This is a genomic window from Shimazuella kribbensis DSM 45090 (genome assembly GCF_000428065.1).
In the GTDB taxonomy this organism is placed as follows: Bacteria; Bacillota; Bacilli; order Thermoactinomycetales; family Thermoactinomycetaceae; genus Shimazuella; species Shimazuella kribbensis.
The window spans coordinates 159813-172023 of the sequence record NZ_KE386621.1; the positions used below are offsets into that span (position 1 = coordinate 159813).

Annotated in this window: 12 protein-coding genes; 7 read left to right on the top strand and 5 right to left on the bottom strand. The window is 38.5% G+C overall.

What is annotated here, in order from left to right:
* The first annotated feature begins 94 nt into the window (after positions 1 to 94).
* The 7 genes from A3GQ_RS0122540 to A3GQ_RS0122570 all read left to right on the top strand — a co-directional run bounded on the left by A3GQ_RS0122540 (position 95) and on the right by A3GQ_RS0122570 (position 5703).
* The gene (locus tag A3GQ_RS0122540; RefSeq protein ID WP_051272289.1) at positions 95 to 985 is read left to right on the top strand and encodes an RluA family pseudouridine synthase; all 891 of its coding nucleotides are present in this window, start codon (positions 95 to 97) and stop codon (positions 983 to 985) included.
* Positions 986 to 1087: 102 nt separating this feature from the next.
* A complete protein-coding gene (locus tag A3GQ_RS0122545) occupies positions 1088 to 1540 on the top strand; it encodes a MarR family winged helix-turn-helix transcriptional regulator (protein ID WP_037465927.1) in 453 nt (150 codons plus the stop codon).
* Positions 1541 to 1639: 99 nt separating this feature from the next.
* A complete protein-coding gene (gene racE, locus A3GQ_RS0122550) occupies positions 1640 to 2446 on the top strand; it encodes a glutamate racemase (protein WP_028778930.1) in 807 nt (268 codons plus the stop codon).
* Positions 2447 to 2563: 117 nt separating this feature from the next.
* Positions 2564 to 3592 (top strand): GerMN domain-containing protein, encoded by a 1029-nt coding sequence (locus A3GQ_RS0122555; RefSeq protein WP_051272291.1) that lies wholly within the window; start codon positions 2564 to 2566, stop codon positions 3590 to 3592.
* Positions 3593 to 3804: 212 nt separating this feature from the next.
* Positions 3805 to 4551: a ribonuclease PH gene (gene rph, locus A3GQ_RS0122560; RefSeq protein ID WP_028778932.1), complete on the top strand. Its 747-nt coding sequence runs from the start codon at positions 3805 to 3807 to the stop codon at positions 4549 to 4551.
* On the top strand, positions 4544 to 5164 hold the full coding sequence (locus A3GQ_RS0122565; RefSeq protein WP_028778933.1) for an XTP/dITP diphosphatase: 621 nt from the start codon (positions 4544 to 4546) through the stop codon (positions 5162 to 5164). The genes rph and A3GQ_RS0122565 overlap by 8 nt, the downstream gene beginning before the upstream one ends.
* Positions 5165 to 5199: 35 nt before the next feature.
* Positions 5200 to 5703 carry a metallophosphoesterase family protein gene (locus A3GQ_RS0122570; protein ID WP_028778934.1) on the top strand — a complete coding sequence of 168 codons (504 nt, stop codon included), beginning with the start codon at positions 5200 to 5202 and terminating at the stop codon, positions 5701 to 5703.
* Between the two features lie 1028 nt (positions 5704 to 6731).
* Here A3GQ_RS0122570 and A3GQ_RS0122585 read toward each other — a convergent pair.
* The 5 genes from A3GQ_RS0122585 to A3GQ_RS0122600 all read right to left on the bottom strand — a co-directional run bounded on the left by A3GQ_RS0122585 (position 6732) and on the right by A3GQ_RS0122600 (position 12198).
* A complete protein-coding gene (locus A3GQ_RS0122585; protein WP_051272294.1) occupies positions 6732 to 8627 on the bottom strand; it encodes a prenyltransferase/squalene oxidase repeat-containing protein in 1896 nt (631 codons plus the stop codon).
* A gap of 135 nt (positions 8628 to 8762) precedes the next feature.
* Positions 8763 to 9101, bottom strand: a complete 339-nt coding sequence (locus A3GQ_RS28160; protein ID WP_245596884.1) for an RNA-guided endonuclease InsQ/TnpB family protein — start codon at positions 9099 to 9101, stop codon at positions 8763 to 8765.
* Positions 9102 to 9255: 154 nt separating this feature from the next.
* A complete protein-coding gene (locus tag A3GQ_RS28165; protein WP_245596886.1) occupies positions 9256 to 9930 on the bottom strand; it encodes an RNA-guided endonuclease InsQ/TnpB family protein in 675 nt (224 codons plus the stop codon).
* 251 nt (positions 9931 to 10181) lie between these two features.
* Complete coding sequence (locus A3GQ_RS0122595) at positions 10182 to 10784, bottom strand: beta/gamma crystallin domain-containing protein (protein WP_028778937.1); 603 nt, start codon at positions 10782 to 10784, stop codon at positions 10182 to 10184.
* 229 nt (positions 10785 to 11013) lie between these two features.
* Entirely contained in the window at positions 11014 to 12198 is a 1185-nt protein-coding gene (locus A3GQ_RS0122600; protein ID WP_051272297.1) for a Ger(x)C family spore germination protein, read from the bottom strand.
* Positions 12199 to 12211: the final 13 nt, after the last annotated feature.

Genomic DNA, 12211 nt, shown 5'->3' on the forward strand with positions numbered 1-12211 from the left:
GAGGATTTTTTCTTGCATGTATGGTTTCTATTTGCGCTAAACTTGATATCATAGAGAAGGATTTGGATGGAAATCAAGTGAGAAGGCGATAAAGTTGCAATTTGTAGTGAATGCTTCCGAAAGTGGAAAAATGTTAAAGCAAATTTTACAAAATAGATTTCACTTTTCTCGAAGAATGTTTCGTCGATTGCGTGAAGAACAACGAGTTATGGTAAATCAAAATATTATTTACTATACCGCTAGATTGATAGAAGGAGATATAGTGGAAGTTTGTTTGGAGGAATCGTCAGAAGATACATGGATTGAACCTCAGTTCATCTCTTTTTCCGTTGTTTACGAGGATAGTGATTTATTAGTTGTCCATAAACCAGCAGGGATTGTTGTACATCCTACCATGGGATATAAAGATGGCACGCTAGCTAATGGGATAGCTTATTATGCCAAAAAAAGAGGGGAATCGTATCCTTTTCGTCCCGTAACGCGATTAGATAAAGATACCTCTGGTATGATGGTGATCGCAAAACATGCATATGCACATGCGATGTTGTCAAAACAAATGAAACAAAAACGTTACCAACGTAAATATATAGCTATTTGTTATGGCCATGTTGAACCACAGAAAGGGACAATTGATTTGCCCATTGCAATCTCCCCGACGAGTATCATTGAACGAGTAATCGATCCATTAAATGGGAAACAAGCAGTCACACATTATGAGACGGTCAAACAGCTAAAAGGTGCAACGGTGCTGAGTTTGACATTAGAAACAGGTCGAACTCATCAGATACGCCTTCACCTCGCTTCAATAGAACACCCTATAATGGGAGATACTTTGTATGGGAAAGTAGATCCAGATCCTTTGATCTCTAGACAAGCGCTACATGCCAAGGGAATTTCGATCTTTCATCCTACTCATAAGAAATGGATGACGTGGGATACTCCCCTTCCTGAAGATATGCAGCAATTGATGGATAGACTTACGTAAACAATTTTTTTGTAAAAGTTGACATTTGTGTTTGTAATGGAATGTTTTCTATTCTATAATTTTATTACTGTTTCGTATATAAATAGTTTTAAGGGGAGTATTATGGACAAACACCAGCCCATTCTGCCAGAAACTGTGAATGAAATTGAATTTTTCTTGCGTGAAATTAGCGTGATCATGAAACATAAAGGCCGTGATATTCTCGCAGATTTCCCAATTACCCCACCACAGTTTTCCGCTTTAATATGGCTCTATAAGGATGGAGATATGACTATAGGTGAACTAAGTCAAAAGATGTATATAGCTTGTAGCACCATGACAGATTTGATAGATCGTATGGAAAAGAATAATCTGGTAGCGCGAGTTCGGGATGATCGTGACCGTCGAGTGGTACGTATTCATATGTTGGAATACGGACAAGGTATCATCCAAGAAGTATTAGCTGCAAGGCGTGCTTACCTTAATCGGATACTTGAAAAGTTTACACAAGAGCAAGCCCAACAAACAGAACAAGTCCTGCAATTAATTTATAAACAAATGTTAACAACGAATTAGCTGAAGACCCCTTTGTCACTAAAGGGGTTGCTTTTTTATATAATAGTAATATCCTATTGTAGAAGTGGTACTGGTACTTGGAGGGAGCAAACGACATATATGAATAACCACGCAATTGGTGTTTTTGACTCAGGAGTAGGCGGAATAACAGTTGTTAAAGAAATGATGAGACAGCTTCCCCATGAGACGATTTATTACTTTGGTGATACAAAACGTTTACCTTATGGACCACGTACAACGGAAGAAGTCAAACAATTCACCTTAGAAGTCATTCAATTTCTTTTGCAATTTCCATTAAAAGCGATAGTCATTGCTTGCAATACGGCGACAGCGGCAGCTTTAAATGATGTGAGGGAACTCGTTTCTATCCCTGTTTTGGGTGTTATTGAACCAGGAGCAAGAGCCGCCATTAAGGGTACCATCAATGGTGAAGTTGGAATCATTGGTACAATCGGGACCATGAAAAGTGGAGCATATGAACGTACCCTTAGACGTATTCACCCAGAAATTATTACCCACTCTTTAGCATGTCCAAGTTTTGTTCCTTTGGTAGAAGACGGATTACGTCATTCTTCTTATGCAGATGAATTGGTTGCAGAAACTTTGCAACCTTTACAAGGATTGGGTATGGATACGTTGATTTTAGGATGTACTCATTATCCTTTGCTCGCTTCTTCTATTCAAAAAGCAATGGGTGAGCGTGTGAAGCTCATTAGTTCAGCAGAAGAGACCGCTTCTGAATTGAGTACCATTTTACAGTATCGCAGGATGCTTGCTACAAAACATCAAAAGCATCGTTTTTTTACTACAGGTGAAGTGGAGCAATTTTCAAAGTTGGCTGGAGACTGGCTTGGATTAAATATAGCGACAGAGCAAGTGACATTGAGTTATGCGAATAAAAGCTGAAAGCCTAAACCATGTTGAGAATTTGATCAACATGGTTTTTTTATGGAAAAAGTTGTCCTATTTTTCGCAAAGGACTCGTATACATGAGATAAATAACAAGTCCATGGGAGGACCATTATGCGAAACAAAGCAAGAGCTATGGTTTGTATGTTACTTTTTCCGGTTGCACTAACAGGTTGTTTTTCTGGTCCAAATGTAAAAGCTTCTAATCCAATTGATCCGCCTCAAGGTGATGCTCGTGTCGTACAAGCCCCTGCAACTTCGAAAAAGGAAGATAGAGGACATATAACGGAATTATATGTGATGAATCACGATGGTTACGTAATGCCCTTTTCCGCTAAACTGCAAGGTAAATCATTAGCGAAAAGCTCACTGGAGTGTCTGGTAGAAGGGTCTGTTGCAGCTAAAGTCCTTCCTAAAGGCACAAAGAGCGTGCTTCCAAAAGGTACAAAAGTATTAGGAGTAAAGATAAAAAAGGAAGTTGCTACTGTAAACTTTTCTCGTGAATTTCGAAATTATACTGCACAAAATGAGACGAAAATTTTAAATGCCATTACTTGGACCCTTACTGGATTTCGTAATATTAAATCGGTGAATATCCAAATGGAAGGAAAAGATCTAAGTGTAATGCCAAAAGGTAAGTCTGTCACCCAAGGTTTGACGCGGGCTGATGGAATCAACGTAGAAGTAGCTAATGGGGTCGATATTAGTGCAAGTATGCCTGTCACTCTCTATTTCATAAGTCAATCCGAAGATAATTCTATTCATTATGTTCCAGTCACTCGACTCGTAAACCGATCTACAAATGTGGGAGAAACAGTAGTAAAAGAATTAGTGAGAGGACCTTTGGAAAACAGTCATCTCATTGGACCACTCGATACAGCTACTACCATTAAAGAAGTGAAACTCAGCGGAAAACAAATAACTGCCAATTTCGGTAAAGAAATACTGCAATACAACGATCAAACTGCTGCTTCAAAAAGTGCACTTGATTCCATCGTTTTATCCTTAACCCAAAATATGAATGCGAACAAAGTGAAAATCATAGTAGATGGGAAGACAACAATTGGTGTGTTAAACAATCAAGGTAAAAATGTGGATCTGCCAGTAACTCGACCAAAACACATAAATCCGAGTGGATTGTAGATATCCGGTCAACATTACTTCTATTATCACATGATTTAAACCCGTGAATTTCTCACTTGTAAGATTATAAAGAGTAGAGGAAATGCAAAAACCTCTGCTTTTTTGTTATTATGGCTTTTTGTATGGGGTTACGAGTATAATTTGTTGGTTAATTTAAATATTAGAAGCTTCGTATGTTATACTGAGTTATCTACAATCTGGGGGGAAGACGCTTGCGAACGGACGGAAGAAAATATGACCAATTACGTAGAGTTGAGATCATTCGAGATTATATAAAACCAGCTGAGGGCTCCGTTCTTATATCGATAGGCGACACGCGAGTTATTTGTACAGCTACTGTAGAGGAAAAAGTTCCTCCTTTTTTACGCAACTCGGGCAAAGGTTGGATTACCGCAGAGTATTCGATGTTACCTCGTGCAACAGGAGTAAGAACAATAAGGGAATCGAGCAAGGGCAAAGTAACTGGTCGTACAATGGAAATTCAAAGACTAATCGGCAGAGCACTGCGTTCTGTTGTTGATCTAAAAGCATTAGGCGAGCGTACAATCTGGATTGATTGTGATGTTATTCAAGCAGATGGCGGTACAAGAACTACTTCCATTACAGGAGCTTTTGTTGCGATGGTAGATGCATTGATCCCTCTTTATCAAAAACAAGTTTTTAAGCGGTTTCCGGTCAAAGATTTTCTTTCTGCTACTAGTGTGGGAGTGGTAGGAGAGATGACCTGCTTGGATCTGTGTTATGAGGAAGACTCTTCTGCTGTAGTGGATATGAATGTAATCATGACAGGTAAAGGGAAATTTGTAGAAATACAAGGTACAGGGGAGGAAAACCCATTCTCACCTGAACAATTACAAGAAATGTTGATTCTCGCTAAAAAAGGGACAGGTGAATTGACTGTTATTCAAAAACAACTACTTGGAGAGAATGCAGACTTTATTGGAGGAAAAAATGGGTAAACAGACTTGGCCTTTTTCTTCTATTATTATTGCTACCGCAAACAAACACAAACATAAACAATTTGTCGATTTATTTTCTCCATTTGGTCTACAAGTGAAAGGATTACATGACTTAAATGGAGTACCAGAAATAATAGAAGATCAACCTACTTTTGAAGGGAACGCCGCGAAGAAGGCAGAAATTATTTCTGATTGGTTGGGTGGTCCCGTTATTTCAGATGATTCAGGAGTGGTAGTGCCTGATCTTGGTGGAGAACCGGGTGTATACTCTGCACGGTATGCCGGAGTAGATGCGACGGATGAAGCGAACAACGAAAAATTGTTACAGGAAATAAATCATTTGGAGTTGCACCATCCTCCTGCTTACTATGTCTGCGTAATGGCAGTTGCTATCCCTAATCAACCAACGCAGTTTTTCCGTGGAGAATGTCATGGGAAGATTATTACCACCCCTCTCGGGGAAAATGGATTTGGATATGATCCAATATTCTATCTCCCCAATGAAAAAATGACCATGGCACAGCTTCCAAGTGAACGAAAGTATGAAATCAGTCATCGGGCCATCGCAACTCAAAAACTAGTGAATTGGTTGAAGACGACTTATTCATTTTAGAGTATCTATTGTCCTTTGGGAAAGGTGTGTAAAAGGTGAAAGTACTTGTGACAAGTGATTCACATGGGAAAGCGTCTTTACTAGCAAAAATAGTAGAACAAGAAAAAGCTGATTATGTGATTCACTGTGGTGATTTTTGTACAGAAAAGAAGCAATTGCCTTCTGTTGCTATGACAGTTGTTAGAGGAAATTGTGACTTTGAAGAAGTTGCCAATGAGGCAGAGGTAAACCTTGCAGGCTATCGTTTTTATGTTACTCATGGTCACCGATACCAAGTGAAAAACAGTCTTTTACCCCTTTCGTTGCTAGCGCAGGAAAAAGAGGCAGATATTGTTTGTTTTGGACACTCTCATTTTCCGCTATGTGAGCAAGAAGGAAGAAAAGTATTTTTGAACCCAGGCAGTATTCAAAGTCCTCGTGGTTATACTGTACCTACATACGCAATTGTTCACTTGAATAAGGATCGTCATATCAAAGTGAATTATTTTGAACCAAATGGAAATGGAGTACCCAACCTTGGAGGCTCGTTTCTTTTATAGTGGATTAGCTCACAGCCCATTCTTATTTCATTTATTGACAATACACCTCCCAAGAAGGGAGGTTTTCATTTCTGTCTGAGGAATGCTGCTGAAAGAAGATTGCTCCGCACAAACTCCCAGCTTTGAACGGGCGTTCTCCTGATTCGCCTCCAGTAAAGGTTTTGGAGTTAGCGAAAACGGCTACTCCCACTGGGAAGTTCGAGTAGGGAGCGTAGGCCATGTTCCTTGCTTGCCTTGCATTTTCCAGCAGGTTTTGAAATTTTGGATTCATGGTATCTCTCTGTTTTTGGCACCAACCCATTGTTCGTGCTCTTATCGGTATAGGATGATTCTCAAATAAGTCATCAACATAATAGTCAAATTTTTTATTGACAAATAGGATCGATTGCGTTATCATAAATTTTGTTATGTCTCTGTAGCTCAGCTGGATAGAGCAACAGCCTTCAATTAGGAGCCTCTATGAGGAAACAGAAACTTATAGAGTGGATGACACTGTATCGGTGAAACCTTAACAGATAATGCTGATGGCAATACCGAGGAAACTTACGATCTCCTTATGAGGTGATGAATATGTATCATCATACAAAACATAAAGGAGATTTAGGGGTTTTAAAGGCTCAAGTCGATTCACTTGAGGGTAAAAGCCCCGAAAAATAATCAATTGGTAAATGTCAAATTTGCTGCTGATTATCGTGAGGTTCCGTAGAGACTATACGTGTCACACCTGAAATGGTGAAGATATAGTCCAGACCACAAACAATATCTTTGGTGATGAAAGTCATAGTGGTATGCTAAGCTGTGGGTCGGGGGTTCGAATCCCTCCGGGGACGCCAAATAAAAACCTTTCTCTTGAAAAAGAGAAAGGTTTTTTGCCATTGAGAAAGGATTTTTTAATTCTTCCTCTTTTGTTGAATGATAAAGATGAAAGACAAAGAAATTAGTTTTGGAGATTAGTACTAGCGAGTTAAACGATCCACTGACCAAAATAATGTATCTGAGTATGCATTTTTTGTCCGAAGTGAGACGAATTACTCTTGAATCTTTCCTATTTTTTTATATTTTTTGTAATAATGACTTAATGTTATCAATGGCCAGACATAAGGATAACTATGATAATAAACATAAAACTCTCCTGCTAACCCACTGCCAACAGGATACTTCCATTCCTCTCCACGTTCTTCTAATAATTGGAGCAAACGAGTTATTCCTGTTTCCATTTCTGCTGTTGGCGTATCATAAAAAGAAATCAGTGCGTCCAAAGCCCAAGCTGTTTGGACTGGGGTTGAAAAAGGTAGTTTGATATAGGTCATGCGTTGATCGCTATAACATGATTCTCCCCATCCACCATCTTTATGTTGAACAGATTTCAACCATTTGATTCCTTTTTTAATCGTTGGGTCTTCCCTCGGCACTTTTATTGCTGCTAATCCAGTAAGAGCTGCCCATGTACCATAGATATAAGAAACTCCCCATCTTCCAAACCAAGAGCCATCCTTCTTTTGGTTTTTTTCTAGCCATTTCCTTGCTTTATCAATGGAAGCTTGTTGATGGTTAAAAGTCGTGTATTTTCCCAAAAATTCTAATGACCTTCCAGTTAAATCTGCCATAGAAGGGTCTCCCCAAACTTTACTGCCTAAGTTAGGAAGGAAGGATTGCCAATCCTTTCCTGTATCTTTTTCAAATGCAGGCCAACCTCCATCTTTATTTTGCATGGATAATAACCAAGTGGCACCTCGATTCCAAGCCAATTGGACAGCTTTATCACGATAGAAAGGTGTTAGTACCCGCAATGCGACAGTTGTATCATCGATGTCTGGATTTATTGTATTTTGATCAGAAAACCCCCATCCACCAGGTGCAACACCTGGATTGTGAAGAGACCAATCTCCAAGTAAATATTGTTGTTTAGAAAGAAGATACTTTTTCCCGCTTTGTATGGTTGGATGATTTGGATCTATACCTGCTTCTAATAATGAATGAAGGGTTAAACCGCTGTCCCAAACATTAGAGTTGGACTCTTGTATGTGTCCTTCATTTTTTAGGTTGCATAAGTAATCTTGGAGCAAACAGCGATAAGCTTTTTCAATGATAGGATGATTTTTTTTGTAACCGAGAGCAAGTAAAGCGAAAATGAGAAGAAAAGTGGTGGTCATACAGTTATACAACGTTCCATCTGGTTCCATTCGATCGAGTAAAAATTTTTCTCCCCAACGAGTAGCCTGCTGACGAATATTTTTTAAGAGATGTTTGTGAGGAAGAAAAGGATATATCTTCTCTTTCAATCGATTTGAAACTCTCTTATGAGAAGAGCTTTGTGGCATCCATTTTAGAACTCTTTCATAGTTGGGTAACGTGATAACAAATTTCCGATCTTGAATTAACATAATTGGAGCTAAATGGGTACGAGCATAACCAACAAAATCAAAAAAATGGATGGGTCCCCACGTAGGAAGGAGAAAAAATTCAATGGGTAATTTGGATAAGTTATTCCATGGATAATGTCCAAATATTGCTAGTACAGTTCGAGTTAGAGGATTTGCTTGATCCAAACGATTCTGTGTAGAAAGATATTGTTTTGCTTTTTCAAGTTGGGGGGTGGCGTTGCATTTATCGCTATATAAAAGCGCTAAGGTAGCTTCTACTGTTGCAGAGGGATTCCCTTGTTTTTCATCCGGAAAGGAAGTCCATGTTCCCTGCTGTGTTTGTTTGGCGAGTATTCGGTCAATAAGCATTTGTTCTATGTGATCTGGTCTTTTCCCTAAAGCTTTCATCAACAGCAACATATATGCATCAGTCATGATTCCACTTTCAAAACAAAATGACCATTTACCATCTGGATCTTGTTTTTTAATTAATTCGCTTGATAGGTGATCCATCATCGTTTCTATCCGCTTCATGGAAGAAATATCTGCTACTAAAAACATAGAAAAACATCCCTATGCTAGAGTTTTCCTGCTTCTGCGTGTCCTGTCTCGCCACAAAACTCGCTACTACAGTTTGCTATAACACTCCACAGGCGTAAATTCCCGTGTAGCCCACGGTACAAATGCGTTCTCTCGTTAGGTGAGAAGAACATATTCTTTTGCTTGCATCAAATTAATTGCAGCATTGTGATCCCGATCGATGCTTCGTCCACAATGTTCACAGGAAAACACTCGTTCCGAGAGGGATAATTTCACTTTTTTTAAGCCGCAATGAGAACACAATTTACTAGAGGGATAGAACATTGTTACTTCCCTTCGTTCGATTCCCATTTTGCGACATGCATTTCCCAACTTTTGTTTGAAATCATAAAATCCCTGATCGGAAATCGACTTTGCTAGATGCCGATTTTTCTTCATTCCTTGGACATTGAGTTTCTCAATGGTGATAAATGCGGGCTTGGTTTTCGCTATCACACTCACCACCCATGCACGATGCATCTCTCATGCGAGCAAGTCGTAGATAAATCTTTTGGATTCGGAGGATGTTTTTTGCTATGCTGCTTCCGTTTTTTGTAGCAGGTTTTCCACCTCGCTTTTTTTGAAATTCGTACTGTCGAGATAACGCTCGCTACACTCGTCTCAAGCGTTTCTCTGTACGTTTGATGCCGGAAGTCTTATTGATGTTCCTGAAAACTTGCCCCTGACTGGTAATCGCAAAATCTTTGATTCCCAGATCGATTCCTACTCCATCTGAAACCCATTTCGCTTTCCCTTTTTTTGTTTTTTTCCCGTACAAGGAGGAAAATAGAACCGAAACATAGAAACGATTGGCTTTTTGTTCGATGGTACAACTAGAAGCCGATCCATGGATGGAGAGATAGCCTTTTTCTTTCAGTCGAACCCAACCCAAAGTGGGAAGTTTGATACGATAACGCTCTATTTCCAGATCCCTTGGATTGTTTTTTGGAAAGTAGAGTTTCACGGTTTGGGCATGTTTCTTTTTGAACCGTGGTTTTCCTGCTTTTTGCTGGAAGTAACGTTGAAAGGCTGTTTCTGCATTCACTAAGCTTTTCTTTCTCGCTTTGCTTCCACATTCTTTGATCCAAGGATAAATGAGAGACAGCACATGGTTCACTTTTTTATCAAATTGATTCGCCGAAAGGATTCGTTGTTTTTGTTGGAGCAATTCTAGATTATGCCCCACATATTGGTTGTACAAAAAACGACAAACTCCGATGGAGGATACGATTTTCTTGATTTGCTCGGAATTCGGATGTATTTCGGTTTTGTATGCAATCGTCATAGATTCACTGTTTTCGAACGTATATTCCGGACATATATGTTCGGGAGAATCCGCGAATATCCTTCTTCCTCTGATAAAAGAGTTAGAAAAAAGACATCTGTCTACTTATTTCTACTTTTATCTATATTTTCAGGAACAGTTGATACCTCCTTTGTTTTTTATAAAAAATATTCATACAGAAGGAGAATAAGTCGAAAATACCCCACATGCATGAAAGCAGATGGGGTCCATTATTGTAGCGTGTATTCGTTTTACCAACCAGAGGTGATGGAGGATGTTTGATCGTTCCAATTTGTACCGTTTGGCATGTTGTAGCTGGTTAAATTTCGAAACCAGTAATTACTTCCATTGTTTACAAGAGTGAGATAATACCCTTCGTAATGCCAATGTTGATAAAAAGTTACGGATGAAGAAGGATATACATCAACAGAAGAGATCCGATCATTCCAACTATCTCCGACATAGTAGTAATTACTGCCTACAGGCAAAGAGATGTATGCTCCTAAACCTCGACTATCGAAGGATGTATGTTCATAAAAATACGAAGAGGCTGCTGCTTTAACCACATTCGTATTTGGTTTTAGGTGTTGTTGTTTGTAAGCTTGATACTTTTGGAAAGTAGAAAATCCAAGAACCTGTTTACCATTGACAGCATTGCGGTATACGATAAATGCAACGATATTTTTATGTTTTGCTGGGTTATAGGTTTGACCATCTACTGTAGCTATTTTCAAGTTGCTGAATGGAGTTACAGGGCTTGCTGAGGCTTGTTGTGTGAGTAAACCTAAAGTTAAGGCAAAGAACAAAACAAACGCAAAAATGGGACAGACTCGGATAGAAAACTTTCTTGACATTCAAATCCCCCTTAGAAAACTTCATGACATGCAATTTTATTTATATTGGATATATTTGAAAATATTCATGTCATAAAAATGAAAAAGGAATCCCTAGTGTAGATCTTGGAAGGTGATTATTTATGTCCGGAATTTTTTAGCTATTCAAATTGGCTGTTCATACTTATTAGCATAAAGTTCAGTTCTATTCGAAATCTGGTCTTTATTGATGGAGTAAAACATGTTGGGATTATTTTGCCAGTTCTTTCTTGCCCTCTATCATATAATTGTCTATGACAATGTTAATTTCATATTTGACAGATACATTTGTAAATTGTTTATTCCAATCCTTTTTGAGAAAATTCCATTCTTGTGGATAATGAATGCGTAGTTGTTCTCCAAAACCAGCCACATCCACTTGATATTCCTTTTGTAGCTTGTTCATGGTTTGACGAATAAGTCGTTCTATTTCCTCCTTGATGGCGTTCTCTGATCTTTTTAGAAATTTATTGGAAAAGGCATTACCAGCCATCACCCAATCTTCATTTAGATTTCCAGTAGACTTGATATTTACATCAAAAGTAATCTGATTTCCATTTAGATGTGGGGTAATTGTGCTTGTTGCAGATGAAATATTATAAACGATGAGATTTTTTGTTTTTGGATCTTTCCCTTTCACTAGCCCTCCTTTTATGTTTCCTGTAATCCAGTTTAATCCTGTTGCTTCTTCTTCATTAAGAAAACCAATCAGTTTATTTGTTTCCCCTTTGAAGATGGCTCCACCATTAAATATAACTTTCTTATTTTTAGTATGGACACTTTGAATGATATAATTACTATGTTCATCCATTTTGCTTTCCGTTTTACCAAGAGTAAGAGTAGGTAACAGTTTAGCTGTTTTGTATTTATTATTCTCGATTCCAATCAGCTGAAGGGATGGAACATCACCAGATATTTTTAATGTGTCTGCTGCGGATCCATGAGCGATTAGTATAATGCAACTATCTCTCACTTCAGATGTACGGGAATGTTGGTTAAGTAATAGTTGTAAACTCATTTCGCGAGCCAGTTCTTCTCCTATGACGATTACTTTTAGATGTTGACCAAATGAAGGATGATCGTTTTCAGAAGAAAATCCCCGGACTATTTCTATGATCGAATCTCCTGTACCAGTCATATTTTCATATTTGTTTTGTGGTTGCCCGCCTTGATCTGACTGCCCGCTTTTCTGCTCGTGAGCAATATTTTGTGTGGTTAGTTTGATGATATTTTTTTTTCGGTATCCATCTTTTGAATCATCTGTTGAAGGAGCTTTATCAAGTGCGGTTCCTAAGTGAATATTTAACCTTTCTATATCTAGGCTATCCCAACAGCCTGTTAGAATCAGGAAAAAACAAATAATGAAGATACAAGGGATTTTACAGAAATTGTACATGTTGTTTCTCCTT

Excerpts from the sequence above, each read along its gene's own strand:
- A3GQ_RS0122545 (WP_037465927.1), top strand. The coding sequence starts at position 1,088 with ATGGACAAACACCAGCCCATTCTGCCAGAAACTGTGAATGAAATTGAA.
- racE (WP_028778930.1), top strand. The coding sequence starts at position 1,640 with ATGAATAACCACGCAATTGGTGTTTTTGACTCAGGAGTAGGCGGAATA.
- A3GQ_RS0122555 (WP_051272291.1), top strand. The coding sequence starts at position 2,564 with ATGCGAAACAAAGCAAGAGCTATGGTTTGTATGTTACTTTTTCCGGTT.
- A3GQ_RS0122565 (WP_028778933.1), top strand. The coding sequence starts at position 4,544 with ATGGGTAAACAGACTTGGCCTTTTTCTTCTATTATTATTGCTACCGCA.
- A3GQ_RS0122585 (WP_051272294.1), bottom strand. The coding sequence starts at position 8,627 with ATGTTTTTAGTAGCAGATATTTCTTCCATGAAGCGGATAGAAACGATG.
- A3GQ_RS28165 (WP_245596886.1), bottom strand. The coding sequence starts at position 9,930 with ATGACGATTGCATACAAAACCGAAATACATCCGAATTCCGAGCAAATC.
- A3GQ_RS0122595 (WP_028778937.1), bottom strand. The coding sequence starts at position 10,784 with ATGTCAAGAAAGTTTTCTATCCGAGTCTGTCCCATTTTTGCGTTTGTT.
- A3GQ_RS0122600 (WP_051272297.1), bottom strand. The coding sequence starts at position 12,198 with ATGTACAATTTCTGTAAAATCCCTTGTATCTTCATTATTTGTTTTTTC.